This window comes from Burkholderia sp. FERM BP-3421 (assembly GCF_028657905.1).
Taxonomy (GTDB): domain Bacteria; phylum Pseudomonadota; class Gammaproteobacteria; order Burkholderiales; family Burkholderiaceae; genus Burkholderia.
The window spans coordinates 2,957,050-2,982,396 of record NZ_CP117782.1; the positions used below are offsets into that span (position 1 = coordinate 2,957,050).

The window sequence follows — 25,347 nt, forward strand, 5'->3', positions numbered from 1 at the left end:
GGGCCGCGCAGGCCCCGGTAGATTTCACTCGCAGCTTCGCGTTCCTGAGGCGGCCGCTCCCGCCCGATCCGAGGCTGTTATTTTTTCCGCTGCCGCCCTTCGTGCGTTCCCCGCCGGGGCCGGCCCACAGCGAGACAGGATTCTGAATGTTCGGTTTTTTGCGCAGCTACTTCTCCAACGATCTGGCGATCGATCTCGGCACCGCAAACACCCTCATCTACATGCGCGGCAAGGGCATCGTGCTCGATGAGCCCTCGGTTGTGTCGATCCGCCAGGAAGGCGGTCCCAACGGCAAGAAGACGATCCAGGCGGTCGGCAAGGAAGCCAAGCAGATGCTCGGCAAGGTGCCGGGCAACATCGAGGCGATCCGCCCGATGAAGGACGGCGTGATCGCCGACTTCACGGTCACCGAGCAGATGATCAAGCAGTTCATCAAGACCGCCCACGAATCGCGGATGTTCTCGCCGTCGCCGCGCATCATCATCTGCGTGCCGTGCGGCTCGACCCAGGTCGAGCGCCGCGCGATCAAGGAGGCCGCGCACGGCGCGGGCGCCTCGCAGGTCTACCTGATCGAGGAGCCGATGGCGGCCGCGATCGGCGCGGGCCTGCCGGTGTCGGAAGCCACCGGCTCGATGGTCGTCGATATCGGCGGCGGCACGACCGAGGTCGGCGTGATCTCGCTCGGCGGCATCGTCTACAAGGGCTCGGTGCGGGTCGGCGGCGACAAGTTCGACGAGGCGATCGTCAACTACATCCGCCGCAACTACGGCATGCTGATCGGCGAGCAGACCGCCGAGGCGATCAAGAAGGAAATCGGTTCCGCGTTCCCGGGCTCCGAAGTCAAGGAAATGGAAGTCAAGGGCCGCAACCTGTCGGAAGGCATTCCGCGCAGCTTCACGATCTCCAGCAACGAAATCCTCGAGGCGCTCACCGATCCGCTGAACCAGATCGTGTCGTCCGTGAAGATCGCGCTCGAGCAGACGCCGCCGGAACTGGGCGCCGATATCGCCGAGCGCGGCATGATGCTGACGGGCGGCGGCGCGCTGCTGCGCGACCTCGATCGCCTGCTCGCCGAGGAAACCGGCCTGCCGGTGCTCGTCGCCGAGGATCCGCTCACCTGCGTGGTGCGCGGCTCCGGCATGGCGCTCGAGCGCATGGACAAGCTCGGCAGCATCTTCTCCTACGAGTGATCGTCTAAGCATCGGCATATGACGCACGCGCGGCGCTCCCGGCTCGCAGTCCCCGGCCGAACCGCCGCGCGTTTTACGCGTCTTAGCATCAACTAACCGATCACGCGCCCGGCGCCGACCATGGAATACAGTCCGCCGCCCCTCTTCAAGCAAGGTCCGTCCGCGTTCGCGCGGCTGCTCTTCTTTGTCGCACTGGCCGTCGCGCTCCTCATCTCGGATGCGCGCTTCAACACGCTCGAAATCGTCCGCGGGGTGGTCGGCACCGCGCTCTATCCGCTGCAGCGCGCGGCGCTCGTGCCGCGCGACCTGTTCATGGGCGCGGCCGACCTCGCCGTCACCGGCGCGTCGCTGCGCCACGAGAACCAGCAGCTGCGCGACCACAACCTGAAGCTGTCGCTGCAGGCGAACCAGGCGGGCCAGCTGAGCGCCGACAACGCGCACCTGCGCGCGGTGCTCGCGCTGCGCGAGCGCGTCTCCACCCAGTCGACCCCGGTCGAGATCCAGTACGACACCAGCGATCCCTTCTCGCAGAAGGTCGTGATCGGCCACGGCTCGCAGGCGGGCATCCAGGACGGCTCGCCCGTCGTCAGCGAGGACGGCGTGATCGGCCAGGTCACGCGGGTGTTCCCGCTGCAGTCGGAGGTCACGCTGATCACCGACCGCGACCTCGCGATTCCCGTGCAGGTGCTGCGCACCGGCCTGCGCAGCGTGATCTACGGCACCCCGAAGGGCGACTCGCTCGACCTGCGCTTCGTGCCGACGAGCGCCGACCTGCTGGTCGGCGACGAACTGGTGACGAGCGGGCTCGACGGCGTGTATCCGCCCGGCCTGCCGGTCGCGAAGGTGGTGCGGGTCGACAAGCTCGCCGACACCGCGTTCGCGCACGTGGTCTGCATGCCGGTCGCGGCGGTGCGCGGCGCGCGCGAGATGCTGGTGCTGCACTACCGCAACGACATCCCGCCGCGCCCGGCCGAGCCGGACCCGGCCAGCGACAAGAACGCCAAGGTGAAGAAAACCCCGAAGAGCACCGAAAAGGGCACCCAGCCCGCCGACGCCAACGCCGCCGCCGCGAGCGGCAAGGCGACGGCCGCCACCGCGCAGTCGCGCCCGGCGGGCGGCGCGGCGCCGGCCGGCCCGACCCGGCCGGCCGCCCCGGCCCAGGGAGCGAAGCCATGAGCCGCCCCCAATACATCCTGCAGCCGGTCAACCCGTCCTTCATCATCTTCAGCCTGGCCGCCGCGTTCCTGCTGAACCTGATGCCGTGGGGCCGGATGCCCGGCGTGCCCGACTTCGTCGCGCTCGTCCTGCTGTTCTGGAACATCCACCAGCCGCGCAAGGTCGGCATGGGCATCGCGTTCCTGCTCGGAATCCTGATGGACGTGCACGACGCCGGCCTGCTCGGCGAGCATGCGCTGGCCTACACGCTGCTGTCGTACGGCGCGATCACGATCCACCGCCGCGTGCTGTGGCTGCCGCTCGGCGTGCAGGTGTTCTACGTCGCGCCGCTCCTCGTGCTCGCGCAGCTCGTGCCGTTCGTGATCCGCCTGCTGATGGGCGCCGCGTTCCCGGGCTGGGGCTACCTGGTCGACGGGTTCGTCGAGGCCGCCCTGTGGCCGCTCGCCAGCCTGCTGCTGCTGATGCCGCAGCGCCGTCCGGTCGATCCGGACGACACGCGGCCGATCTGAGCCGCGCCAGGAATCCGGATGAACGCCCACCGCCCGCTCGCCCGACTGCGTCCCGCTAGCGTCCGGCGGGACGGCCGGCGCGCGGCCGCCCTCCCTTCATTCGTACCCGCATGACCGAATTCAAGGACACCCAGCAGCAACTCTCGAAGTTCCGCGTGCGCGTCGCCGCGGCGGGCGTGTTCGTGTTCGTCTGCTTCGGCCTGCTCGCGACGCGCTTCTTCTACCTGCAGGTCTGGCAGCACGGCAAGTACGCGCTGCAGGCCGAGGAGAACCGCATCTCGGTCGCGCCGATCGTGCCGAACCGCGGCATCATCACCGACCGCAACGGCGTGGTGCTCGCGAAGAACTACTCCGCGTACACGCTCGAAATCACGCCGTCGAAGCTGACCGACACGCTCGAGAACACCATCAACGCGCTGTCCGAGGTCGTGCCGATCGACGCGCGCGACCGCCGCCGCTTCAAGAAGCTGCAGGAGGACTCGAAGAACTTCGAGAGCCTGCCGATCCGCACCCGGCTGACCGACGACGAGGTCGCGCGCTTCACCGCGCAGCGCTTCCGCTTCCCCGGCGTCGACGTGCGCGCGCGCCTGTTCCGCCAGTACCCGCTCGGGCCGACCGCCGCGCACGTGATCGGCTACATCGGGCGGATCTCGAAGCGCGACCAGGACCGCATCGACGCGATGAGCGACGAGAACGACAGCGATCCGGAAACCTACGATCCGCGCCGCGACGGCAACAACTACAAGGGCACCGACTACATCGGCAAGGTCGGCGTCGAGCAGAGCTACGAGACCGAGCTGCACGGCCTGACCGGCTTCGAGGAAGTCGAGGTGACGGCGGGCGGGCGGCCCGTGCGCACGCTGTCGCGCACCCAGGCGACGCCCGGCAACAACCTGGTGCTGTCGCTCGACATCGGCCTGCAGCAGGTGGCCGAGCAGGCGTTCGCGGGCAAGCGCGGCGCGCTCGTCGCGATCGAGCCCAAGACGGGCGACGTGCTCGCGTTCGTGTCGTCGCCGAGCTTCGACCCGAATTCCTTCGTCGACGGGATCGACCAGCAGACCTGGGACGAGCTCAACAACTCGCCCGACAAGCCGCTCCTGAACCGCCCGCTGCACGGCACCTACCCGCCCGGCTCGACCTATAAGCCGTTCATGGCGCTGGCGGGCCTCACGCTCGGCAAGCGCACGCCCGGCTGGGGTTTCCAGGATCCCGGCTACTTCACCTTCGGCGGCCACACGTTCCGCAACGACGTGCGCTCCGGCCAGGGCTGGGTCGACATGAACCGCGCGATCATGGTGTCGAACGACACCTACTTCTACATGCTCGCGCGCGACCTCGGCGTCAATTCGATCGCGAACTTCATGAAGCCGTTCGGCTTCGGCCAGATCACGGGCATCGACGTGCAGGGCGAGGCGCGCGGCATCCTGCCCTCGACCGACTGGAAGAAGAAGGCGTTCAAGAAGGCCGCCCAGCAGAAGTGGTTCGACGGCGAGACGATCAGCCTCGGCATCGGCCAGGGCTACAACTCGTTCACGATCCTGCAGCTCGCGCACGCGACGGCGACGCTCGCGAACAACGGCATCGTCATGAAGCCCCACCTCGTGAAGGAGATCGAGAACCCGATCTCGCGCGACCGGCACCTGACCGTGCCGAAGGAAAGCGAGATGATCCCGCTCAAGCAGTCGGACATCGACGTCGTGAAGCGCGGCATGGAGAACGTGGTCGAGAACCCGTCCGGCACCGGCTACAAGATCTTCCGCGGCGCGCAATACCTCGCGGCGGGCAAGACCGGGACGGCGCAGGTGTTCTCGCTGCAAGGCGGCAACTACCACGGCCACCTGCTCGCCGAGCACCTGCGCGACCATGCGCTGTTCATCGCCTACGCGCCCGCCGACCATCCGCAGATCGCGATCGCGCTGATCGTCGAGAACGGCGGCTGGGGCGCGCAGGCGGCCGGGCCGATCGCGCGCCGCGTGCTCGATTTCTATCTCGTCGACCGCAAGAACCCGGCGACCGAAGCGGCCGCCGTGGCCGCCGCCGCGTCGGCGACCGAACCCATCAATGCGCCCGTGATCGGCGATGCGTCGAAGGCCGTGACCGTCGCGGCCGGCTTCAAGGCGCTGCCGCAGCCGGCGACGGCCGCGAGCGCCGTCGGCGCGGCGGGCGCGGGCGCGGGCGCGGGCGCGGGTGCATCGGGCGCGTCGGGCGCGTCGGGCACATCGGGCACATCGGGCACATCGGGCGCATCGGGCGCATCGGGCGCATCGGGCGCATCGGCTGCATCGGCTGCGTCGGCTGCGTCGGCTGCGTCGGCTGCGTCGGCTGCATCGGGCGCGTCGGCGTCAGCGCCGGCCGGCGCGTCGACCGCCGTGGCCGCGCCGGCCGCCGCCGGCAGCACCGCCGCGGCCGGTTCGCCGCCCGTTCGCCCGCCGCCGCGCAAGCCGCGCCGCGCGCCCGCCAGCGAGGCCGCGCCCGTCGCGGTCGCGCCGCGCGACGACCCGCGCAGCGCCCCCGACCAGCCGGCCCGCGCCGGCGCCGACGATTAACGGAGAAAGGCATGCAATTCGACAAGCGCGCCTGGCTCGACAAGGTCAAGCAGATGTTCGCGGGCTTCGACCGCCCGCTCGCCCTGATCGTGTTCCTGCTGCTGTGCGTCGGTATCGTGACGCTCTACAGCGCGAGCATCGACATGCCCGGCCGCGTGGAGGATCAGCTGCGCAACATCCTGCTGACGTTCGTGCTGATGTGGGTGATCGCCAATATCCCGCCGTCGACGCTGATGCGCTTCGCGGTGCCGCTCTATACCTTCGGCGTCGCGCTGCTGGTCGCGGTGGCGCTGTTCGGGATGACCAAGAAGGGCGCGAAGCGCTGGCTGAACGTCGGCGTCGTGATCCAGCCGTCCGAGATCCTCAAGATCGCCACCCCGCTGATGCTCGCCTGGTACTACCAGCGCCGCGAGGGCAGCCTGCGCTGGTACGACTTCGTGGTCGCGTTCGGGATCCTGCTCGTGCCGGTCGGCCTGATCGCGAAGCAGCCCGACCTCGGCACCGGCCTCCTGGTGTTCGCGGCCGGCCTGTTCGTGATCTATCTCGCGGGCCTGTCGTTCAAGCTGATCGTGCCGGTGCTCGTCGCCGGCGTGATCGCGGTGGGCTCGATCGCCGTGTTCGAGGAGCGGATCTGCCAGCCGGAGGTGGTCTGGCCGCTCATGCACGATTACCAGAAGCACCGTGTCTGCACCCTGCTCGACCCGACCTCCGATCCGCTCGGCAAGGGCTTCCACACGATCCAGGCGGTGATCGCGATCGGCTCGGGCGGCGCGCTCGGCAAGGGTTACCTGAAGGGCACGCAGGCGCACCTCGAGTTCATTCCGGAAAAGCACACCGATTTCATCTTCGCGGTGTTCTCCGAGGAGTTCGGCCTGGCGGGCGGGCTCACGCTGCTCGTGCTGTACATGGCGCTGATCGCGCGCGGGCTGTTCATCGCCGCGCAGGGCGCGACGCTGTTCGGGCGCCTGCTCGCGGGCTCGCTCACCCTCGCGTTCTTCGTCTATGCGTTCGTCAACATCGGGATGGTCAGCGGCGTGCTGCCGGTGGTCGGCGTGCCGCTGCCGTTCATGAGCTACGGCGGCACCGCGCTCACCACGCTCGGCATCGCGGTCGGCCTCATCATGAGCGTCGGCCGGCAAAAGCGCCTGATGAAAAGCTGAGCGGCCTCACGGCCGGCGTCCCGCGCCGGCCCCCGCTCACTGCGGCCGCGCGGCCGACCCGCCCGCGGCCGGCGGCGCGCGCAGCGCCGCGCTCAGCTCCTTGAACTTGAGCCCGGCGGCCTCGTCGCCCTGTGCCGCGGCCGCCGCATAGTAGGCGCGTGCGATGTTCAGGTTCGGCGTGACCCCGTCGCCGCCGCGCTCGTAGAACGATGCGGTCACGTATTGCGCGGTCGGGTCGCCCGCGTCCGCCGCCTGCTTGTACCAGACGAACGCCTGCCGGTTGTCGCGCGGTGTGCCGCGCCCGTCGAGGAACTGGTTCGCGAGCGCGAGTTCCGCCTGCACGTGGCCCTGCTGCGCGGCCTTCAGGAACCAGTGGTGCGCCTGCGCCGGGTCGCGCGCGACGAACTGCCCGTCGTCGAACATCGTCCCGTACACGTACTGCGCATGCGACATGCCCGCATCGGCCGCCTGACGCAGCCAGCGCAAGCCCTCGGGCACGTTCGCCGTCACCCCCTCGCCCGTGATCATCATCATCGCGTAGTTGAATTCGGCGAGCCGGTCGCCGCGCTCGGCCGCGTCGCGGAACTGCACCAGCGCGGCGCGATAGTCGCCGGCGTTGTAGTCGGCGATCGCCGACGCCGTCTCGCGCCCGGGATCGGGCTGCCCATGCGGATGCGAGGCCTGCGCGGCCGCCCCCGCGCTCGCGATGGCGAGCACGGCCGCGCCGCACCATGCCGCCCGGCGGTCCGCGGGCTTCATGAGCGCGCCTCCTGCAGGGCCTGCCGCGTCGCGCGCAGCAGCCACGCCACGTCGGCCGACAGCGCGATCACCCGGAACCCCGCGTCGCGATACTGGCGCGCCTGCGCGCTGTCGGCCGCGAAGATCCCGACCGGCACGCCCGCCTGGCGCCCCGCCGCGAGCACCCGCGCGAGCGCGGCCTCGACGCTCGGATGCCTGCCGTCGCCCAGGTGCCCGAGGCTCGCCGCGAGGTCCGCCGGGCCGATGAACAGGCAGTCGACGCCCGGCGTCGCGGCGATCCGCTCGACCTCGTCGAGCGCACGCGCCGATTCGATCTGCACGATCGTGGCGATCTGCGCGTTCGCGCCTTGCAGGTAGTCGCGCCGCATCCCGTAGGCGGCCGCCCGCACGATGCCGGCCACGCCGCGCAGGCCGTCGGGCGCCTCGGGCGACGGATAGCGGGTCAGCCGCACCGCGTGGCGCGCCTCGTCCTGCGTCTCGATGTTGGGGAACATCAGCGTGCGGGCGCCCGCGTCGAGCGCCTGCTTGACGAGCCACGGCTCGCGCGCCGGCACCCGCACGACGGGCTCGCTCGGCAGATGCGCGGCGGCCAGCGCGCGCAGTTGCGCGGCGACGTCGCGCGCGTCGTTCGGCGCGTGCTCCATGTCGATGCACAGCCAGTCGAAGCCGGCATGGGCGAGCGCTTCGGTCGCGGCCTCGCTCCCGAGCGACAGCCACAGGCCGAACAAGGGCTCGTCGCCTTCGGCGAGGCGCGCCTTCAGCGCGTTGGTGAGGGTGCTCATCGACGGTCTCCCGGGGCATGGCGAACCCAGACACGGTAGCGTCGCCCGCCGACGGCCGGCGACGCGGCTCCGCCGCGCGGGCGCATCGCCGCGCGACGGATCGTGCTGATCATACTCGCGACGGCGGCGGGAGAGCGGGAATCCGGCGGCAGCCGCGCCGGAACAGGAGGGGAAATGGCGGACGGCGGCGTCCGCGCGGGCTCAGCGGCCGGGCTCGCGCTCGACGTCGGCCCAGCAGTTCGGCGTTTCGTACAGCCGCACGCGTTCGAGCCGCAGGTTCACGCCGTAGTGCGCGTCGTAGACGTTCGCGAGGATGTCGAACGCGACGGCCGCGAGGTTTTCCACGGTCGGGATCCGGTCAAGCACGATCGTCTTGTGGTCGGCCATCTGCTCGAGGAACGAGCGCACGACCTCGTCGCGCGCGTACACGAGGAACGCGTGGTCCCACTTGCTGACGAGGTGCTCCATCGCGAGCGCCTTCACGTCCGCGAAATCCATGACCATGCCGCGGTCCGGCGCGCCTTCGGTGTCGACCAGGTCGCCGCGCAGCGTGATTTCGAGCACGTAGCGATGGCCATGCAGGTTGCGGCACTGGCTGCGGTGGTCCGGGATGCGGTGGCCCGCGTCGAATTCGAGTTTTCGGGTAATCAGCACGGTGAATGACGCTCGCGGCTCAGGGAATGTTCAGGTACTTGTGGGTCTGCATCGACAGCCGCCATTGCGGATGACGCTTGCACCAATCGATCGCGAGCTTCGTGTTGAAGTCGCGCGCGGGGCCGTCCATCGGCTGCACGAGGAAGTGCGAGAAATCGAGCTTCGCGTACTCGGCGAGGCGCTGGTTGTCCTGCGGCACCACCACCTTCAGCTCGTCGCCCCGGGTGACGACGAGCGGCGCGTCGGCCTTCGGGCTCACGCAGATCCAGTCGATCGATTCGAGCACCGGCAGCGAGCCGTTGGTCTCGATCGCGATCTCGAAGCCCGCCGCATGCAAGGCGTCGACGAGCGGCGCGTCGATCTGCAGCATCGGTTCACCGCCCGTGCAGACGACGAAGCGGTGCGCCTCGCCGACGGGCCACAGCGACGCGATCCGCGCGACCAGCTCGGCCGCGTCCTTGAACTTGCCGCCGTTCTCGCCGTCGGTGCCGACGAAGTCGGTGTCGCAGAAACGGCAGACGGCAGCCGCGCGATCCTCCTCGCGGCCCGACCACAGATTGCAGCCGGCGAACCGGCAGAACACGGCCGGACGCCCGGCATTCGCGCCCTCGCCCTGCAATGTGTAGAAGATTTCCTTGACCGCGTACGTCATGTTGCGTCGCCGCGGCCACGCCGCGGCATCCTTTCGTCTGATGGCCGCCGAGCGGCCGTATGTTCGTGCGTGCGCCTCAGTGCGGCGCTTCCGTCACCTGTTCGCCCATCAGATAGGCCTCGTGGCCGCGCTTGCGCAGCTTGCAGGCCGGACATTCGCCGCAGCCGAAACCCCAGTCGTGCAGTTCGGCGCGCTCGCCGACATAACAGGTGTGGGTGTCGACCCGGATCAGCTCGACGAGCGGCGTGCCGCCCAGCTGCTCCGCGAGCCGCCAGGTGTCGGCCTTGTCGAGCCACATCAGCGGCGTTTCCAGCACGATGCGCGTGTCCATGCCGAGGTTCAGCGCGACCTGCAGCGCCTTCATCGTATCGTCGCGGCAGTCGGGATAGCCCGAGAAATCCGTCTCGCACATCCCGCCGACCAGCACGCGCAGCCCGCGCCGATAGGCGACCGCGGCCGCGATCGTCATGAACATCAGGTTGCGGCCCGGCACGAAGGTGTTCGGCAGCCCGTTCGCGGCGGTCTCGATCTCGATCGAGCGCGTCATCGCCGTGTCGCTGATCGCGCCGAGCACCGACAGGTCGATCATGTGATCGTCGCCGAGCCGGCCCGCCCACTGCGGGAAGCGGTGCTTGAGCGCGTCGCGCACGCCGTCGCGGCATTCCAGCTCGACGCGATGCCGCTGTCCGTAGTCGAAGCCCAGCGTCTCGACGGTCTGATAGCGCTCGAGCGCCCAGGCGAGGCACGTGGCCGAGTCCTGACCGCCGGAAAACAACACGAGCGCGCCGTCTTTAGCGTCTGTCCGAATCACCGTGATACTCCGTGAATGATGAGCGCGCGCCGCGCTGCGCCCGCGGCGGCCTCTTGCCGCCGGACGGCCGGCACGCACCGGCCTGGCCGGCTCCTGCAGTATAGGCAGCGCACCCCGGCCGGATACGGCCCGGCGCTTATACCGCTGATCCGTCGGGCGCCGCGCATCGCGCGCCGAAACGAAAAAGGACTTGCGGCGCCCGTGGCGCGCCCTCAAGTCCTTTAAGTCTTTGAGCCGACGAGGATTTTATCACGCCGGCCCCGTCCGGGCCGCGCGCCGGCAACCTGGTCCCACAAACGAAAAACCCCAAGAATCGGCGGATTCTTGGGGTTGAATACTGCTGGTGGCCTGGGTCGGAATCGAACCAACGACACGCGGATTTTCAATCCGCTGCTCTACCAACTGAGCTACCGGGCCACGAAGAAAAAAGAGTATAGCAAAGGACGACAGCCTGCTCAAGCCCTTTTCTTCACTTTTTAAACCGCGCCCTCGGCCGGCTTCTTGCCCAACTCGACGCCCAGCTGCTTGAGCTTGCGATACAGGTGCGTGCGCTCCAGGCCGGTCTTTTCCGCGACCCGCGTCATGCTGCCGTTCTCGCGCGCGAGGTGATACTCGAAGTAAGCGCGCTCGAATGCATCGCGCGCCTCGCGCAGCGGGATGTCGAACGGGATCGCCGCGGTCTGGCCCGCGCCCCCCGCGCCGCTCTCGTCGCCGAAACCCGGCAGCGCGGCGGCCGAGGCCACCGCGGCCGGCCCCGTCGCCACCTTCGCGGCCGGGTTGAGCGACAGCGGCGCCGCGCCGCGCGCGAGGCCGTGCTCGACCGACTTCAGGAGCTTCTGCAACGCGATCGGCTTCTCGAGGAAATCGAGCGCGCCGATCTTGGTCGCCTCGACCGCGGTATCGATCGTCGCGTGGCCGGACATCATGATGACCGGCATCGTGAGCTGCCCCTGGCTCGCCCACTCCTTGAGCAGCGTGACGCCGTCGGTGTCCGGCATCCAGATATCGAGCAGCACGAGATCGGGCGCCTGACGCAGCCGGTAGTCACGCGCAGCCTGCGCGTTCTCCGCCACTTCCACGACATGTCCTTCGTCGCTGAGGATCTCCGAGAGCAATTCCCGGATGCCCATTTCATCATCTACCACCAGGATGGTTGCCATTTACGCTGCCTTTGTCTGCACAGTTGCTTTTGTCTTTGCGGGTGCCGCCGCACCGCGCGCTCCGCCCTCGGCGCCCGTTGCGTCGTCCGCCATCTGCAGGAACAGGATCGAGACCTGCGCGCCTTCCACGACCTCGCCCTGCATCCGGTTGCGCAGATCGATCCGCGCCCCGTGTTCGTCGACGATCTTCTTCACCGTCGCGAGACCGAGCCCCGTGCCCTTCGCCTTCGTCGTCACGTAGGGCTCGAACGCCCGGGTCAGGATGCGCGCGGGAAAACCCGGGCCGTTGTCGGAGACGGTCAGACGCACCGCGATGCGCGTCTTTCCGTCGGCGTCGGGATCGCCATATTCTACTGTCTTGGTTTCGAGCCACACACGAGGCGGCTCGAGATCCGCCACCGCGTCCTGCGCGTTTTGCAGCAGGTTGTGAATCACCTGCCGCAATTGGGTCGCGTCGCCGCGAATCACCGGCAACGGTCCCTGCTCGACCACGATTGTGCTCTTGCCCTCGCCGACGCCATACAGCGTCAATACTTCGCTGACCAGATCGTTGAGCTGCAGGTTCGCGAGCACCACGGGCGGCGTGCGCGCGTATTCGCGGAAATCGTCGACCATGCGCTTCATCGCGGCCACCTGGTTGACGATCGTCGTCGCGCCGCGCTTGAGCACCTCGGCGTCGGGCGCCGCGAGCTTGTCCGCGAGCTTCATCTGCAGGCGCTCCGCCGACAGCTGGATCGGCGTGAGCGGATTCTTGATCTCGTGCGCGAGACGCCGCGCGACCTCGCCCCACGCGACCGAGCGCTGCGCGGAGATCACGTCGGAGATGTCGTCGAACACGACCACGTAGCCGGCCGTCTGCGGATCCTCGACCTGCCCGGCGAGCGTCGACACGAGGCGCGTGCCCCGCACCAGCAGCGTCAGCGGATCGCTCTCGCCCGGCACCTCCACCGCGAACTGCTGCTGCCAGTGGCCGCGATCCTCTGCGCCCGCCTGCCCCGCCGCCTCGCGATCCGCGAACGCCTTGCGCACCATCGAGCCGAACCCCGCGACCACGCCGATCTGGTCGAGCGTCGTGCCGATCAGCGAATTGAACGGCTGCCGGAAGATCCGCTCCGCGCCGCGGTTCGCGGTGGTCAGGCGGAACTGCCGGTCGAGCACGAACACGCCCGCCGTCAGGTTCGCGAGAATGCTTTCGAGGTAGGTCTTCGAATGCTCGAGCGCGACCCGGTTCTTCTCGACCGCGAGCCGCGCCTCGGACAGCTGCCGCGTCATCGCGTTGAACGACTGGGTCAGGAAGCCCAGCTCGTCGCGCGTCTTGATCTCGCGCTTCGGCGTGTAATCACCCTCCGCCACTTCCTTCGTGCCCTGCGCGAGCAGGAACAGCGGCCGCGCGAGCTGGTTGCCGAGCGCGAGCGCGATCATCATCGCGATGAAGGTGGCGAGGAACAGGGCGAGCGTCAGCGTGCCGATGTACATCTTGCGCAGGCCGCTGCGGCCGAGCGACTTCTCCTGGTATTCGCGGTACGCGCGCTGCACCGCGTCGGCGTTGCGCGCGAGCGTGGGCGACACCGGCTGGGTCAGCTGCAGGAAGCGCTCGACGGGCTGCAGCAGCGCGGTGCTCGCATCGGGGATCCGCTGCACCACGCGCAGCCGCAGCGCGCCCTTCGACCCCTGGGCGCGCGGATCGCCGTCCACCTCGCCCTCGATCGCCGCGTAGCCGCCGTGCTCGCGCGCCTGGCCCAGCATCATCGGCGTCGGCATGTCGTCCGGGATCAGCGCGGTGAAGTTGCCCGACGCCTGCGCGACGATGTGCAGGTCCGGCGCGGCGCCCGGGCCGTTGCGGCCGGGCTCGACGATGGTCGCGTCCTGCACGCTGAACTGGTCGCGCAGGCGCAGCAGCGTGAGCGTGGTGCCGTTGGTGTGGGTGTCGGCGCTCGCGAGCTGGTCGGCCATCAGGCGCGCCTTGGTCTGCAGGTCGGACAGCGAGGTGTCGAGCATCCCGCGGCCGAGGTTGAGGCCCGCCGTCAGCGCGGTCTCGACGTTCACGTCGAACCACGATTCGATGCTGCGCGACACGAACTGGTACGACACGATGTAGATGATGCCGCCCGGCACCACGCCGACGAGCGTGAAGAAGATCGCGAGCTTCGCGAGCAGCCGGGTGCCGAACTTGCCCTTGCGCAGCCGCAGCAGGATCATCCCGACGAGCCCGAGCACGACCAGCAGGAACACCATCGCGACGATGATGTTGGCCGCGTACAGCCACGAGTAGTAGCGGTCGAAGAATTCGGTGTTCGCGCTCGCGGCCGCGAGCAGCACGAGCAGCAGCAGCGCGGTGACGGCGACCGTCGACACGATCACGCGGATCAGGATGCTTTTCCCGCTGGTCGCGCGGCGCACTCTATTTAGCACGATCGGCCACCGTGAAGGTAAAGCGCTTCCAGTCGGAAACGAGGCTCCAGTCGCGGTTGTTCACCGCGTCGACCTGGAACGGCTTGGGCATCAGCGCGGTATCGAGCTGCATGCGCACCGATGCCGTGTAGGTTTCGCCGGCGCGCACCTGGCTCTTGTCGATCACGTGCCATGAGGTCACGTGCTTGATCACCGCGAGCGCCTCCTTCAGGGACGGGAAGCCCAGTTGCAGGCCGCCCGTCGACACCCGGTACTCGCGCGTGAGCGGCTGGAACGACAGGCGGATCGTCTGCGACACCGACACCGGCTGCTCGTCGAACCAGTACCAGCGCGCGCGGCTGAGCTCGAAGTCGGTCGTGAAATAAAGCGGGATGCCCTTGTTGACCGCATCCTCGAGATTGGCGTTCAGCTCGAAGTCGAAACGGGCGTCAAGGCTCCAGCCGCTGCCGTCCGACTGCAGCGAGGCGCGTTGCACGGCGACCGGCTCGGCCCGCGCGACGACGGCCAGACACAAGGCCAGCGCCATCACGAGCGCGGCCGCGAGCCGGAATGGAAGAAGATGTTTGATCGTCACCGTTTCTGGAAACGCGCGTAGAAAAATCCGTCGTGATCGGTGTGCTGGCTGGTGTCGTGCGCGGCGTGCGACCCGCCTGGAGCGGCCCGCGGCAACAGCTGCCCGGGCGCGTCCAATCGTACCGCATCTTGATAGGCCTCTTCAAACCAGCGCGCCTGCATCTCGCCTTCTTCGGGAAAGATCGAGCATGTAACGTAGAGCAATTCGCCGCCCGGCTTCACGAGCGGCCACAGCGCCGCGAGGATCCGGCGCTGCTCGGCGACGAGCGCCGCGAGGTCGGCCGGCCGACGCAGCCAGCGGATGTCCGGATGGCGGCGCACGATGCCCGAGGCCGAGCACGGCACGTCGGCGAGGATCCGGTCGAACGGACGACCGTCGTGCCACGCAGACGGAGCGCCGGCGTCGCCGACCCGCACCTCGGCCGCGAGCGACAGCCGCGCGAGGTTCTCGCCGATGCGCGCCGCGCGCGCCGCGTCGCTCTCGAGCGCGACCACCTCGACGTCCGCCAGTTCGAGGAGATGCCCCGTCTTGCCGCCCGGCGCCGCGCAGGCGTCGAGCACGCGCATGCCGTCGCGCGCGCCGAGCCATTCCGCCGCGAGCTGCGCGCCGGCGTCCTGCACCGAGACCTCGCCCGCCGCGAAGCCCGGAATCCGCTCGACCGGCAACGGCGCCGCGAGCCGCACCGCATGCCGCCCCGCCCGCGTCGCCTCGATCCCGTGCGCGCGCAAGGTGTCGAGATACGCCTCGACCGCGCCGCGCCGCGCGTTCACGCGCAGCGTCAGCGGGCCGGGCACGTCGCCCGCGGCGAGGATCTGCCGCCATGCATCGGGCCACGCGCGCTCGACCGCGTCGATCCACCAGGCCGGGTAGTTCCAGCGCGCGGCGCGATTGCCGTCCAGCGCCTCGCGCCACGCATCGCGCTCGCGCAGGAAACGGCGCAGCACCGCGTTCACGAGCCCTTTCGCAAACGCATATTCACGACGCGCGCCCACCGCGGACACGGCCTGGTCGACCACCGTGAACGACGAATAGGCTGCCTGCTCACCGTCGTCGAGCAGCAGCGCGAGCGCGCAGCCGAGCAGCGCGCGCACCTGATCCGGCGGCGCCTTGCCGACCAGCTGGCCGATCAGCCAGTCGGTCGCGCCGAGGCGGCGCATCGCGCGATAGGCGAGATCCTGGATCGCGCCGCGCGCGACCGGCTGCGCCTCGGCGGACAGGGTCGCCTGCACGGCGGACAGCGCGGCCGGCAGCGCCGAACCACGGCGCACGGCGGCGACCGCCTGCGCGGCGCCGTCGAGCGCGAAGCCGAGCGAATCGGGCGCCAGGTGCAGCGGCGGCAGGAAACCGGTGCGCGAGCGGACCGGCGCGGACGACGAACGGGAATGGGAGGAGCGGCGAGTCTGGGTCATCGAACGAGTAGCGACGGCGGGCGGACCCGCGCAGCCTGAAACTCGACATTCTAGCGCGCCGCGCGCGCGATCCTTCGGGAGACCGAATGCAATGCGCCCCGCGGGCGCGAGGCCGGCGGGGCGCGTGGGAATGCGGCGGGCGCGGCGGATCAGTCGAAGCGGCCCGTGCGCGCCATCTCCATCAGGCGCGCGATGCGCTCCTCGGTCGCGGGGTGGGTCGAGAACAGGTTCTGCAGCCCCCCGCCCGACAGCGGGTTCATGATCATCATCTGCGCGGTGGCCGGATGCGCCTCGGCAGCCGGGAACGGGATCCCTGCCGCGTAGCGATGGATCTTGTCGAGCGCCGACGCAAGCGCCTGCGGATCACCCGAGATCTGCGCGCCGCCGCGGTCCGCCTCGAACTCGCGCGCGCGCGAGATCGCCATCTGGATCAGCGCGCCCGCGATCGGCGCGAGCAGCGCGACCGCGATGCCCGCGATCGGGTTGGTCGGACGGCCGTTCTCGTCGCGCCCGCCAAAGAACATCGCGAAATTCGCGAGCGCCGAGATCGCGCCCGCCATCGTCGCGGAGATCGTCGAGATCAGGATGTCGCGGTGCTTCACGTGCGCCAGCTCGTGCGCCATCACGCCGCGCATCTCGCGCTCCGACAGCACGCGCAGGATGCCCGTCGTGGCCGCCACGGCCGCGTGCTCCGGATTGCGGCCGGTCGCGAACGCGTTCGGCGCGTCTTCGTTGATCAGGTACACGCGCGGCATCGGCAGGTTCGCGCGGGTCGCGAGCTCGCGCACCATCCGGTAGAACTGCGGCGCGGCGGCCTCGTCGACTTCCTGCGCGTTGTACATGCGCAGCACCATCTTGTCGGAGAACCAGTACGAGAAGAAATTCATGCCGAGCGCGATCAGCAACGCGATCGTCATGCCACGCGAACCGCCGATCATGCCGCCGATCGCGATGAACAGGGCCGTGATCGCGGCCATCAGCATCGCCGTTTTGACCCAATTGAACATAATCCACTCCTTGCCCGGATTGCGGGAACGGGACCGCGCGCACTATCGGCGGCGACCTTTGATTGTAAGCGATTTGTTAGATAGGGGCGCGTCGAGAAAATTCAATCTCACCGTATCACCGCTGCATGGCCGCGAGCTTGAGCCCGAGTCCGACGAAGGCGCCGCCGACGCCACGGTCCAGCCATTTCTTCACGCCCGGCTGGCCGGAGAAACGCGCCGTGACCGTCCCCGCGACCCACGCGACGATGCAGCACCAGATCGTGCTCATCGTCGCGAACACCGCGCCGAGCGTGAGGAACGCGAGCGTCTTGCTGGGGCTGTCGGCCGCCACGAATTGGGGGAAGAACGACACGAAGAACAGCACGACCTTCGGATTCAGCACGTTGGTGAGAAAACCCTGCACGAACAACTGCCGCAGGGATTTGTCGGCGCCGCGCGCCGTCGCGTCGGCCGGTGCGGCCGCCGGGTCCGGTTTCGTCAAGATGAGCCGCACGCCGAGGTAGATCAGGTAGAGCGCGCCGACGATCTTGATCACCGTGAACGCCGTGGCCGACGCGGCGAGCAGCGCGGTCAGCCCGAATGCGCTCGCGATCACATGCACGCAGCACCCGGCCGAGATCCCCAGCCCGGACATGAGCCCCGCGCGCCGCCCCTGGGCCACGCTGCGCCCGACGATGTAGGCCGTGTCCGGCCCGGGCGTGATGTTCAGCAGGAACACGGCCGCGACGAAGAACTCGAGATGGGTGATGCCGAACATGGGAAGCCTCAGGGAAACGCGATATCGGAATAGGCGAATTTTACGCGCGCCGTGACGGCGCAGCGCATCCGGGATCGATGGGGGTGAGTTGCCGGACGGCGATCCGTCGGGCGGCGATCCGTCGGGCGGCGATCCGTCGGGCGGCCCTATCGGGCGGTCCTCTATCGGGCGGCGATCCATTGGGCGGCAATCCGCCACGCCCCCATTCACTGAACGATATCCGTCAAGCGGCAACTCGCCGTCGCGCCACGGATCGCGCCGACCCAACGCGCGCCGCGCTCAGCCCGCGGCCTGCTCCGACTCCGGCAAAGCGAAACGCTGGCCGGCCTCGAGCGGCGCGCCCGCGAGGAATTCGCGGACCGGCAGCCGCTTGCCGCCCGGCTTCTGCAGCTGGGTCACGCGCAATGCGCCCGCACCGCACGCCACCACGACGCCATCCGGCCCGGCCTCGACGATCGTGCCGGGCTCAGCCGCGCCGCGCGCGGGCGCCGCCTCGGCCGCCCACAGCTTGAGCGTCGCGCCGTCGAGCGTGCCGGCCCCGCCGGGGAACGGATCGAATGCGCGCACCCGGCGCGCCAGCACCTCAGCCGGCTCGCGCCAGTCGAGCGCCGCCTCGTGCTTCGCAATCTTCTCCGCATAGGTCACCCCAGCGGCCGGCTGCGGCGTCGACGCCAGCGCGCCGCTGCGCTCGAGTTCGACCAGCGCCTCGACGATGAGGCGCGCACCCTGCGCGGCCAGCTTGTCGTGCAGCGTCGCCGTGGTGTCGTCCACGGCGATCGGCGTGCGCGCCTCGCTCAGCATCGCGCCGGTGTCGAGCCCCGCGTCCATCTGCATCAGCGTCACGCCGGTTTCCGCGTCGCCCGCCTCGAGCGCCCGGTGGATCGGCGCCGCGCCGCGCCAGCGCGGCAGCAGCGAGGCGTGGATGTTGATGCAGCCATGACGCGGCAGATCGAGCACCTCCTGCGGCAACAGCAGGCCGTAGGCGGCGACGACCATCACGTCATGCGGCGTCGCGCGCAGCATATCGAGCGCGGCGGCGGCCTCGGCCGGATACTTGCCGGTGCGGCGCAGCGACGGCGGCTGGGCGACCGGCAGCCCGTGCTCGAGCGCGTAGCGCTTGACCGCGCTGGCCTGCAGCTTCATCCCTCGGCCGGCCGGCCGGTCGGGCTGGGTCAGCACGAGCGGAACCGCAAAGCCGGCCTCGTGGATCGCGGCCAGCGCCGCCGCGGCGAATTCCGGCGTGCCGGCGAAAATGACGCGCAACGAATGTGTCATGGAGCAATCGATCAGGAACGGCCGCGCGTCACATCGCGCGTTCGAGCTTCTTCATCTTGGTCTTGATGCGGTTCTGCTTGAGCGGCGACAGGTATTCCACGAACACGCGCCCCAGCAGGTGATCCATTTCGTGCTGGATGCACACGGCCAGCAGGCCCTCGCAGTCCAGCTCGAAGGTCTCGCCGTGCTCGTCGAGCGCGCGCACCCGCACCTGCTCGGCGCGCTCGACCTCGTCGTAGACACCCGGCACCGACAGACAGCCTTCCTCGTAGATCTGGCGGCCGTCGCTCGACCAGACCAGCTCCGGATTGATGAAGGCGCGCAGTTCGCTCTTGTCCTCGGACACGTCGATCACGACCACGCGCTCATGCACGTCGATCTGCGTCGCGGCGAGCCCGATGCCGGGCGCCGCGTACATGGTCTCGGCCATGTCGGCGACGAGCTTGCGGATCCGGTCGTCGACTTTCTCGACCGGCTTGGCGACCTTGTGCAGCCGCTTGTCGGGGTAATGGAGGATGTTCAGCAAAGCCATGGTGTCAGGTTCGATGGAAACGGGTGAAACGCCCTCGTCGGCCATCCGGCCGACTGGCGCGGACCGCGCGCGGTCGCGAAGATGGGCACGGAAAGCGCGGCCTGTGCCGCGCCGGGCAATCCGCCACGGGCAGTCGCGCGTGGCACGTCGTTTTATTTCGGATGATGAAAATTTTACCACGGCATCGTCAGGCCCGCTGGACGTGCGTCTGGAGGAGTTCGTCTTGTCGCCGCCGCCGCTGAGCACCGCCTCGCTCGCCGGCTGGCTGCGGCTCGCGGCGGCGCCCGGCCTGCCCGCAGCGGCCTGGCGCCGCCTGCTGGACGCCTTCGCGACGCCGGACGCGCTGTTCGCCTCGACCCACGCGGCGCTCGTCCCGCTCGTCGGCGACGCGGCCGCGCGCGCCGCGCTCGCGCCGCCCCCCGCCGACCTCGCGCGGCAGGTCGCGCGCACCCTCGACTGGCTGGCGCAGCCGGGCCACGCGCTCGTCACCTGGGGCAACCCGGCCTACCCGCCGCGGCTCGCCACGCTCTACGATCCGCCGCCGCTGCTATATGTAAGAGGCCGCGTCGCACTGCTGGCCGCGCGCGGCATCGCGATCGTCGGCAGTCGCGCCGCCACCCCGCAAGGGCTGATCGACGCCGAGCGCTTCGCCCGCGCGCTGTCGAACGCGGGCCTCGCGGTCGTGTCCGGCCTCGCGCGCGGCATCGACGGCGCCGCCCACCAGGGCGGCCTCGCCGGCGCGGGCGGCACGCTCGCAGTGGTCGGCACCGGCGCCGATCTCGTCTACCCGGCCCGGCACCACGCGCTCGCGCGCGAGATCGCCGTGCGCGGCGCACTCGTCTCCGAATGGCCGCTGGGCACGCCGGCGCGCGCCGCGCACTTCCCGCAGCGCAACCGGCTGATCGCCGCGCTCGCAGACGGCGTGCTGGTGGTCGAGGCCGCGCCGCGCTCGGGTTCGCTGATCACCGCGCGCCTCGCGAACGAACTGGGCCGGGACGTGTTCGCCGTGCCCGGCTCGATCCACGCGCCGCAGTCGCGCGGCTGCCATGCGCTGCTGCGCGACGGCGCGAAGCTCGTCGAAACCGTCGACGACATTCTCGAGGAATTCGGCCTGCCGGCCGCGCGGGAGCCCGGCCCCGCAGCCGCCGCACCCGCGGGCGAGGCAGGCGCCGTGCTCGCCGCGCTCGGCCACGCCCCGCTGCCGCCCGACCTGCTGGCCGCGCGCTGCGGCGTCGCGCCGGACCGGCTGCCGCGCCTCCTGCTCGAACTGGAGTTATCGGGCCAGATCGCACGATTGCCCGGCGGCCGGCTGGTCCGCGTCGTCGCGGCGCCGGACACCGCGCAAACCGGCGGCGGGCCCGGCGTGCTAAATTTTCGCGAATAGGCGCTTCCGCCTTCCATTCATCATGCAAGGAACCGCAATGCCCGCGCTGAATCTCGACACCGACGCCGATCGGATCGCCAAGCGCCTCCGGAATCCCGCGACGCTGCTGGTCGTGTGCCTCTGCGCCGATTGGTGCGGCACCTGCCGCGACTACCGGACCACGTTCGACCAGCTCGCCGACGCGCACCCCGAGCTCTGCTTCGCCTGGATCGATATCGAGACCCACGCCGACCAGCTCGACGATCTCGACGTCGAAAACTTCCCGACGGTCCTGATCGAGGACGACCACGCCGTGCGCTTTTTCGGCACCGTGCTGCCGCACGCGGCGATCGTCGAACGGATGCTGAGCGACCTGAGCGCGGTGCCGGGCGTGCCGCACGCGCCGAAGCTGCGCAACCTGCTCGACGCGCCGGCCTGAGGCGCGGGCGGCCCGGCAGGCCTGCCACCTGCCGCCGGTATTTGCTCCGGGTTTACATCGCCGGGTCCCGTCAGGCTTGCCGCCGCCCCGGCCCCCACTTATGATGACCCGCTTTTCATACATGGCGGCAGCCGATTCCGCGCCATGTGCTATAAAGCCGTCGTAAAAGGGCCGTTAACCGGCCTGTCCGGTCTACCAATACACATTAGTCATGTCCAAAGCACTCATCATTGCGGAAAAGCCTTCTGTCGCGAACGACATCGCGCGCGCTTTGGGCGGCTTTACGAAGCATGACGAATACTACGAAAGCGACGAGTACGTCCTGTCGTCGGCCGTCGGTCACCTGCTGGAGATCGCCGCGCCCGAGGAGTACGAGGTCAAGCGCGGCAAGTGGAGCTTCGCGCACCTGCCCGTGATCCCGCCGCATTTCGACCTGAACCCGATCGCCAAGAGCGAATCGCGCCTCAAGGTCCTGACCAAGCTGATGAAGCGCAAGGACGTCGAGCGCCTGATCAACGCCTGCGACGCGGGGCGCGAGGGCGAGCTGATCTTCCGCCTGATCGCGCAGCACGCGAAGGCCAAGCAGCCGGTCCAGCGCCTGTGGCTTCAGTCGATGACCCCGGCCGCGATCCGCGACGGCTTCGCGCACCTGCGCAGCGACACGGACATGCAGCCGCTCGCCGACGCCGCGCGGTGCCGCTCGGAAGCCGACTGGCTCGTCGGCATCAACGGCACCCGCGCGATGACCGCGTTCAACAGCAAGGGCGGCGGGTTCTTCCTGACCACGGTCGGCCGCGTGCAGACCCCCACCCTGTCGATCGTCGTCGAACGCGAGGAGAAAATCCGCCGCTTCGTGTCGCGCGACTACTGGGAAGTGCGCGCGGAATTCGTCTGCGCGGGCGGCTTCTACGAGGGCCGCTGGTTCGACCCCAAGTTCAAGAAGGACGAGTTCGATCCGGAGCGGCGCGACTCGCGGCTCTGGAGCGTGCCGGCCGCCGAGACGATCGTCGCGGCCTGCCGCGACCAGCTGGGCACCGTCACCGAGGAATCGAAGCCGTCGACCCAGCTGTCGCCGCTGCTGTACGACCTGACGAGCCTGCAGCGCGAGGCGAACAGCCGCTTCGGGTTCTCGGCGAAGAACACACTCGGCCTCGCGCAGGCGCTGTACGAGAAGCACAAGGTGCTGACCTACCCGCGTACCGACGCGCGCGCGCTGCCCGAGGACTACCTCAGCACGGTGGCGAGCACGCTCGAGATGCTCAAGGAGAGCAACAACTACCTGCCGTATGCGAAGCAGGTGCTCGACAAGGGCTGGGTGAAGCCGAACAAGCGGATCTTCGACAACTCGAAGATCAGCGACCACTTCGCCATCATCCCGACCCTGCAGGCGCCGAAATCGCTGTCGGAGCCGGAGCAGAAGCTCTACGACCTGGTGGTCAAACGTTTCCTCGCGGTGTTCTTCCCGGCGGCCGAATCCCGGGTGACGACCCGCATCACCGAGGTCGCGGGCCATCACTTCAAGACCGAGGGCAAGGTGCTCGTGGAGCCGGGTTGGCTGCAGGTGTACGGCCGCGACGCCGAGGGCGCCGATGCGAACCTCGTGCCGGTGCAGAAGAACGAGAAGGTCAAGACCGACAAGATCGCCGCGCACGCGCTGGCGACCAAGCCGCCGGCGCGCTACTCGGAAGCGACGCTGCTCTCGGCGATGGAAGGCGCGGGCAAGCTGGTCGAGGACGACGAGCTGCGCGAGGCGATGGCGGCCAAGGGGCTCGGCACGCCGGCGACGCGCGCGGCCATCATCGAAGGCCTGCTCGGCGAGAAGTACCTGCTGCGTGAAGGGCGCGAGCTGATCCCGACCGCGAAGGCCTTCCAGCTGATGACGCTGCTGCGCGGCCTTGGCGTGAAGGAACTGACCGCGCCGGAGCTGACGGGCGAATGGGAATACAAGCTGTCGCAGATGGAGCGCGGCAACCTGCAGCGTGACGCGTTCATGCAGGAAATCGCGCGGATGACGCAAACCATCGTCAAGCGCGCGAAGGAATACGATTCCGACACGATCCCGGGCGACTACGCGACGCTCGAGACGCCGTGCCCGAACTGCGGCGGCCAGGTGAAGGAGAATTACCGCCGCTTCGCCTGCACGAAGTGCGAGTTCTCGATCTCGAAGATTCCGGGCAGCCGCCAGTTCGAGATTCCCGAAGTCGAGGAATTGCTGCAGAAGAAGGAAATCGGCCCGCTGTCGGGCTTCCGCAGCAAGATGGGGCGGCCGTTCTCGGCGATCCTGAAGCTGTCGTTCGACGACGAGATCAAGAACTACAAGCTCGAGTTCGATTTCGGCCAGGACCAGGGCGGCGAGGACGGCGAGGCGCCGGACTTCTCCGCGCAGGAGCCGGTCGGCGCATGCCCGAAGTGCAGCGGCCGCGTGTTCGAACACGGCATGAGCTTCGTCTGCGAGCATTCGGTCGCGAACCCGAAGACCTGCGACTTCCGCTCGGGCAAGGTGATCCTGCAGCAGGAGATCGCGCGCGAGCAGATGGCGAAGCTGCTGTCGGAAGGCCGCACCGACCTGCTGCCGAACTTCAAGTCGTCGCGCACCGGGCGCAACTTCAAGGCCTTCCTGGTGAAGCAGCCGGACGGCAAGATCGGCTTCGAGTTCGAGAAGAAGGAACCGAAGGCCGCGGCCGCGAAGAAGGCGCCCGCCAAGACCACCGCAAAGGCGACGGACGACACCGAGGAGGCCGCGCCGGCGAAGGTGGCCAAGGTCGCCGCGAAGGCCGCGCCGGCCCGCAAGACCGCCGCGCGCAAGACGCCGACCCGCAAGACCGGGTCCTGACCGCGCAAGCGGCCACGCCCAACAAAAAAGCGCGGACCTCGGGTCCGCGCTTTTTTTATCGGCCGGCGGCGCGCCGCGGGCGCCGCCGACAAGCCGTCACAACGGCGACGGCGCGGCCGCGCGGGTGCGCGCCGCCGCCTTGGGCATGCGCGGCGACAGCGCCGGATCGGCGCCCGCGCCCTCGACCAGCCCTTCGGCCGCGAACGATTCCGCCGGCGCGGCGACGCCGCCCTGCGCGGCCCATTGCTCGCCCATCATCGTGTCCGGAGACTGGCTGAAGTACTCGACCAGGTGATCGATGAAGGTGCGCACCTTGGCGGGCAGGTGACGCCGGCTCGGGTAGGCGACATTGATCTCCACCTGCGGCAGCCGATAGTCGCCGAGCAGGCGCACCAGCCGGCCGCGCGCGGTATCGCCGCCGATCAGGTAGCTCGGCAGGATCGCGATGCCCATGCCGAGCAGCGCGAACTGGCGCAGCATCTCGGTGTTGTTCGCGATGATCACGTTCGATGGCCGCACCCGCACTTCCCCTTCCGCGCCGGTGAACACCCGCTCGTCGCCCCAGTACTCCGACGGCAGGCTCAGGCACGGATGCTCCATCAGGTGCTCGGGATGGGTCGGGATGCCGTGCTTTTCCAGATAGCCCGGCGTCGCGCAGACGGTCATGCAGCCGGTTGTCAAGCGACGCGTGACAATACTCGCGCTGCGCATCTGGCGCGCGATCACGATGCCGACGTCGAAGCCTTCCTCGACGAGATCGACCTGACGATCGACGAGCGTCAGGTCGGGAATGACCTTTGGATAGCGCTGCGTATAGGTTTGCAGCACGGGGGCGAGGTTATGGAGCCCGAACACCACGGGCGCGACGATGCGCAGCGTGCCGACCGGCTCGTGGTTGCGGGCGACCACCATCTGCTCGACGTCTTCCAGCTCGTCGAGAATCTGCCGGGCGCGCTCCAGATAGACCTGACCGGACTCGGTCAGCGAGAGGCTGCGGGTGGTGCGATTGAGAAGACGCGTGCCGAGCCGGCCTTCGAGGTCGGCGACGTGACGGGTGGCGACCGCGTTCGAGATATCCATTGCGCTGGCGGCTCGCGCGAAACTGCCGAGATCCGCAACCTTGACGAACACTCGCATCGACTGCAAATGATCCATAAACAACTCCTGCCACTGTGACCGGTTACTGCTTCAAAAATATGAAGCAAATGAGTAATTCTCCTACGACAGCGAAAAACATGCAGAGTTGCCCCAAACCCGGGGTCATCCCGATAAAAACGGTTAAATATGCTCGCTTCCCGCAAAGACGAGGCGCGATTGTTCTGTTTTCAAAAACAAAACGGCGCAGCT

General features: G+C 69.1%; 22 protein-coding genes and 1 tRNA gene. 8 read left to right on the plus strand and 15 right to left on the minus strand.

Features of this window, described 5'->3' with window-relative positions:
* Positions 1–146 precede the first annotated feature (146 nt).
* From Bsp3421_RS29380 to rodA, 5 genes are all read left to right on the plus strand, one after another.
* A complete protein-coding gene (locus Bsp3421_RS29380) occupies positions 147–1,190 on the plus strand; it encodes a rod shape-determining protein (protein ID WP_004189550.1) in 1,044 nt (347 codons plus the stop codon).
* A gap of 120 nt (positions 1,191–1,310) precedes the next feature.
* Entirely contained in the window at positions 1,311–2,366 is a 1,056-nt protein-coding gene (gene mreC, locus Bsp3421_RS29385) for a rod shape-determining protein MreC (RefSeq protein WP_273999626.1), read from the plus strand.
* A complete protein-coding gene (gene mreD / locus Bsp3421_RS29390; RefSeq protein ID WP_273999628.1) occupies positions 2,363–2,875 on the plus strand; it encodes a rod shape-determining protein MreD in 513 nt (170 codons plus the stop codon). The genes mreC and mreD overlap by 4 nt, the downstream gene beginning before the upstream one ends.
* Positions 2,876–2,985: 110 nt before the next feature.
* Positions 2,986–5,421 carry a penicillin-binding protein 2 gene (gene mrdA / locus Bsp3421_RS29395; protein WP_273999630.1) on the plus strand — a complete coding sequence of 812 codons (2,436 nt, stop codon included), beginning with the start codon at positions 2,986–2,988 and terminating at the stop codon, positions 5,419–5,421.
* A gap of 11 nt (positions 5,422–5,432) precedes the next feature.
* Positions 5,433–6,581: a rod shape-determining protein RodA gene (gene rodA / locus Bsp3421_RS29400; protein ID WP_273999632.1), complete on the plus strand. Its 1,149-nt coding sequence runs from the start codon at positions 5,433–5,435 to the stop codon at positions 6,579–6,581.
* Positions 6,582–6,617: 36 nt separating this feature from the next.
* Here the strand turns inward: rodA and Bsp3421_RS29405 are convergent, their stop codons facing one another.
* The 14 genes from Bsp3421_RS29405 to def form a co-directional block, all read right to left on the minus strand.
* Entirely contained in the window at positions 6,618–7,340 is a 723-nt protein-coding gene (locus tag Bsp3421_RS29405) for a tetratricopeptide repeat protein (RefSeq protein WP_273999634.1), read from the minus strand.
* Entirely contained in the window at positions 7,337–8,122 is a 786-nt protein-coding gene (locus tag Bsp3421_RS29410) for an HpcH/HpaI aldolase family protein (RefSeq protein ID WP_273999636.1), read from the minus strand. The genes Bsp3421_RS29405 and Bsp3421_RS29410 overlap by 4 nt, the downstream gene beginning before the upstream one ends.
* Positions 8,123–8,323: 201 nt before the next feature.
* Positions 8,324–8,776 (minus strand): 6-carboxytetrahydropterin synthase QueD, encoded by a 453-nt coding sequence (gene queD / locus Bsp3421_RS29415; RefSeq protein ID WP_252983596.1) that lies wholly within the window; start codon positions 8,774–8,776, stop codon positions 8,324–8,326.
* Between the two features lie 19 nt (positions 8,777–8,795).
* Complete coding sequence (gene queE, locus Bsp3421_RS29420) at positions 8,796–9,428, minus strand: 7-carboxy-7-deazaguanine synthase (protein WP_273999637.1); 633 nt, start codon at positions 9,426–9,428, stop codon at positions 8,796–8,798.
* Between the two features lie 76 nt (positions 9,429–9,504).
* Positions 9,505–10,239 carry a 7-cyano-7-deazaguanine synthase QueC gene (gene queC, locus Bsp3421_RS29425; RefSeq protein WP_273999639.1) on the minus strand — a complete coding sequence of 245 codons (735 nt, stop codon included), beginning with the start codon at positions 10,237–10,239 and terminating at the stop codon, positions 9,505–9,507.
* Positions 10,240–10,580: 341 nt separating this feature from the next.
* Positions 10,581–10,656, minus strand: a tRNA-Phe gene (locus tag Bsp3421_RS29430).
* Between the two features lie 59 nt (positions 10,657–10,715).
* The gene (gene esaR, locus Bsp3421_RS29435; protein ID WP_273999640.1) at positions 10,716–11,399 is read right to left on the minus strand and encodes a response regulator transcription factor EsaR; all 684 of its coding nucleotides are present in this window, start codon (positions 11,397–11,399) and stop codon (positions 10,716–10,718) included.
* The gene (gene esaS / locus Bsp3421_RS29440) at positions 11,400–13,811 is read right to left on the minus strand and encodes a sensor histidine kinase EsaS (protein ID WP_273999641.1); all 2,412 of its coding nucleotides are present in this window, start codon (positions 13,809–13,811) and stop codon (positions 11,400–11,402) included.
* Positions 13,801–14,385, minus strand: a complete 585-nt coding sequence (locus Bsp3421_RS29445) for a DUF4390 domain-containing protein (protein ID WP_273999642.1) — start codon at positions 14,383–14,385, stop codon at positions 13,801–13,803. Before Bsp3421_RS29445 ends, esaS begins: the two co-directional genes overlap by 11 nt.
* Complete coding sequence (rsmB, locus tag Bsp3421_RS29450) at positions 14,382–15,794, minus strand: 16S rRNA (cytosine(967)-C(5))-methyltransferase RsmB (RefSeq protein WP_273999644.1); 1,413 nt, start codon at positions 15,792–15,794, stop codon at positions 14,382–14,384. Before rsmB ends, Bsp3421_RS29445 begins: the two co-directional genes overlap by 4 nt.
* 149 nt (positions 15,795–15,943) lie before the next feature.
* Positions 15,944–16,801 carry a zinc metalloprotease HtpX gene (gene htpX / locus Bsp3421_RS29455; protein ID WP_273999645.1) on the minus strand — a complete coding sequence of 286 codons (858 nt, stop codon included), beginning with the start codon at positions 16,799–16,801 and terminating at the stop codon, positions 15,944–15,946.
* Positions 16,802–16,916: 115 nt separating this feature from the next.
* The gene (locus Bsp3421_RS29460; RefSeq protein ID WP_273999647.1) at positions 16,917–17,558 is read right to left on the minus strand and encodes a LysE family translocator; all 642 of its coding nucleotides are present in this window, start codon (positions 17,556–17,558) and stop codon (positions 16,917–16,919) included.
* A 279-nt stretch (positions 17,559–17,837) separates the two neighbouring features.
* Entirely contained in the window at positions 17,838–18,833 is a 996-nt protein-coding gene (gene fmt / locus Bsp3421_RS29465) for a methionyl-tRNA formyltransferase (protein WP_273999648.1), read from the minus strand.
* Between the two features lie 28 nt (positions 18,834–18,861).
* The gene (def, locus tag Bsp3421_RS29470) at positions 18,862–19,365 is read right to left on the minus strand and encodes a peptide deformylase (protein ID WP_273999649.1); all 504 of its coding nucleotides are present in this window, start codon (positions 19,363–19,365) and stop codon (positions 18,862–18,864) included.
* Between the two features lie 223 nt (positions 19,366–19,588).
* Between def and dprA the strand changes: the two genes are divergently transcribed.
* The 3 genes from dprA (at position 19,589) to Bsp3421_RS29485 (ending at position 24,000) form a co-directional block, all read left to right on the plus strand.
* Positions 19,589–20,749 carry a DNA-processing protein DprA gene (gene dprA / locus Bsp3421_RS29475; RefSeq protein WP_273999651.1) on the plus strand — a complete coding sequence of 387 codons (1,161 nt, stop codon included), beginning with the start codon at positions 19,589–19,591 and terminating at the stop codon, positions 20,747–20,749.
* A 37-nt stretch (positions 20,750–20,786) separates the two neighbouring features.
* Positions 20,787–21,167: a thioredoxin family protein gene (locus Bsp3421_RS29480; protein WP_273999652.1), complete on the plus strand. Its 381-nt coding sequence runs from the start codon at positions 20,787–20,789 to the stop codon at positions 21,165–21,167.
* 211 nt (positions 21,168–21,378) lie between these two features.
* Positions 21,379–24,000, plus strand: coding sequence for a DNA topoisomerase III (locus Bsp3421_RS29485; protein ID WP_273999654.1), 2,622 nt, complete (start codon positions 21,379–21,381; stop codon positions 23,998–24,000).
* A gap of 96 nt (positions 24,001–24,096) precedes the next feature.
* Here Bsp3421_RS29485 and Bsp3421_RS29490 read toward each other — a convergent pair whose 3' ends face one another.
* Positions 24,097–25,155 carry a LysR family transcriptional regulator gene (locus Bsp3421_RS29490; protein ID WP_273999656.1) on the minus strand — a complete coding sequence of 353 codons (1,059 nt, stop codon included), beginning with the start codon at positions 25,153–25,155 and terminating at the stop codon, positions 24,097–24,099.
* Positions 25,156–25,347 lie beyond the last annotated feature (192 nt).